This is a genomic window from Promicromonospora sp. NPDC060204, from assembly GCF_042728455.1.
Lineage (GTDB): Bacteria > Actinomycetota > Actinomycetes > Actinomycetales > Cellulomonadaceae > Promicromonospora.
In genome coordinates this window covers 1-1,268 of the sequence record NZ_JBHWZO010000474.1, presented here as the reverse complement: position 1 = coordinate 1,268, position 1,268 = coordinate 1, and the positions used below count along the sequence as shown (strand labels likewise).

Annotated in this window: 1 protein-coding gene; it reads left to right on the top strand. The window is 71.5% G+C overall.

Annotation, left to right across the window (positions count from 1 at the left end; genetic code table 11):
* The first annotated feature begins 145 nt into the window (after window positions 1–145).
* Window positions 146–1,126, top strand: a complete 981-nt coding sequence (locus ACFWEJ_RS28775) for a Gfo/Idh/MocA family protein (protein ID WP_377232569.1) — start codon at window positions 146–148, stop codon at window positions 1,124–1,126.
* The last annotated feature ends 142 nt before the right edge of the window (window positions 1,127–1,268 follow it).

Genomic DNA, 1,268 nt, shown 5'->3' with positions numbered 1-1,268 from the left:
GCCCAGGACCTCGGCGAGCGCGCCGGCCTGCCGGATGTTGTCCGCGAGGGCGCGGTAACCGGCGGCGTCGGCCCCTCGGCCGAGTACCCGCGCCCTCGGGTGACCTGAGCGTCTGACACGTTCTGCGGGCACTACGCTCGAACGCATGACACACCTGCGATGGGGCATCCTGGCGGCCGGCGGGATCGCCGCGAGCTTCACATCAGACCTGAACGACAACGGCTTCACCGTGCAGGCGGTGGGGTCACGATCCCTGGAGAAGGCCCGCGAGTTCGCCGACCGGTTCGGCATCCCGACGGCGCACGGCTCCTACGAGAACCTCGTGGCCGACCCCGAGGTCGACATCGTCTACGTGGCGACGCCGCACCCGTTCCACGCCGAGGCCGCGAAGCTCGTGCTGGAGGCCGGCAAGCACGTGCTGGTCGAGAAGCCGTTCACGCTCAACGCCGCCGAGGCGCGCGAGATCGTGGACCTGGCGGAGTCGAAGGGGCTCGTGGTCCTGGAGGCCATGTGGACCCGGTTCCTGCCGCACATGGCGCGCGTGCGCGAGATCATCGCGTCGGGCGCGCTGGGCGAGGTGCGGACCCTGATGGTGGACCACACCCAGGACCTGCCCGACGACCCGGCCCACCGCATCAACGACCTCGCCCTGGGCGGCGGCTCCCTGCTGGACCTGGGCATCTACCCGGTCTCGTTCGCCTGGGACCTGTTCGGCGAGCCGCTCACCGTGCAGTCGCACGCCACGTTCAAGGAGACGGGCGCGGACGCCACCGTCGCCACGATCTTCGGGTACGACGGCGCCCGGGTCGCCACGACCGTCTCGGCGTCCGACACCCGCGGGCCGAACCGGGCCTCGATCCTGGGCACCGAGGGCCGCATCGAGATCGACGCGACCTGGTACAACCCGTCGACGGTGCACGTCTACGACGCCTCGGGCACCGAGACCGAGACCTTCCGCGCCGAGGTGACGGGCCGCGGCATGCACTTCCAGGCGGCCGAGGCAGAGCGCCTGGTGGCGGCCGGCGAGCTGGACAGCCCGCTGCTCCCGCGCGAGGAGTCGGTGGCGATCATGGCCACGCTGGACACGATCCGCGAGCAGATCGGCCTGGTCTACCCGGGGGAGTGACCGTCTCTCACCCGACCGGCCGACCCCGCGCGGCGCGTACCCGACCAGGTCGTAGACCGAGGCCAGCCGCTTCCACTCGGGGAAGATCCCCACCAGCGGGAAGAGCATCCCGGAGGAGCCGGGACCGCCCGGGTTGAAGACC

Bases quoted from the DNA above. Each gene is read 5' to 3' on its own strand.
- ACFWEJ_RS28775 (WP_377232569.1), top strand. From the start codon at position 146: ATGACACACCTGCGATGGGGCATCCTGGCGGCCGGCGGGATCGCCGCG.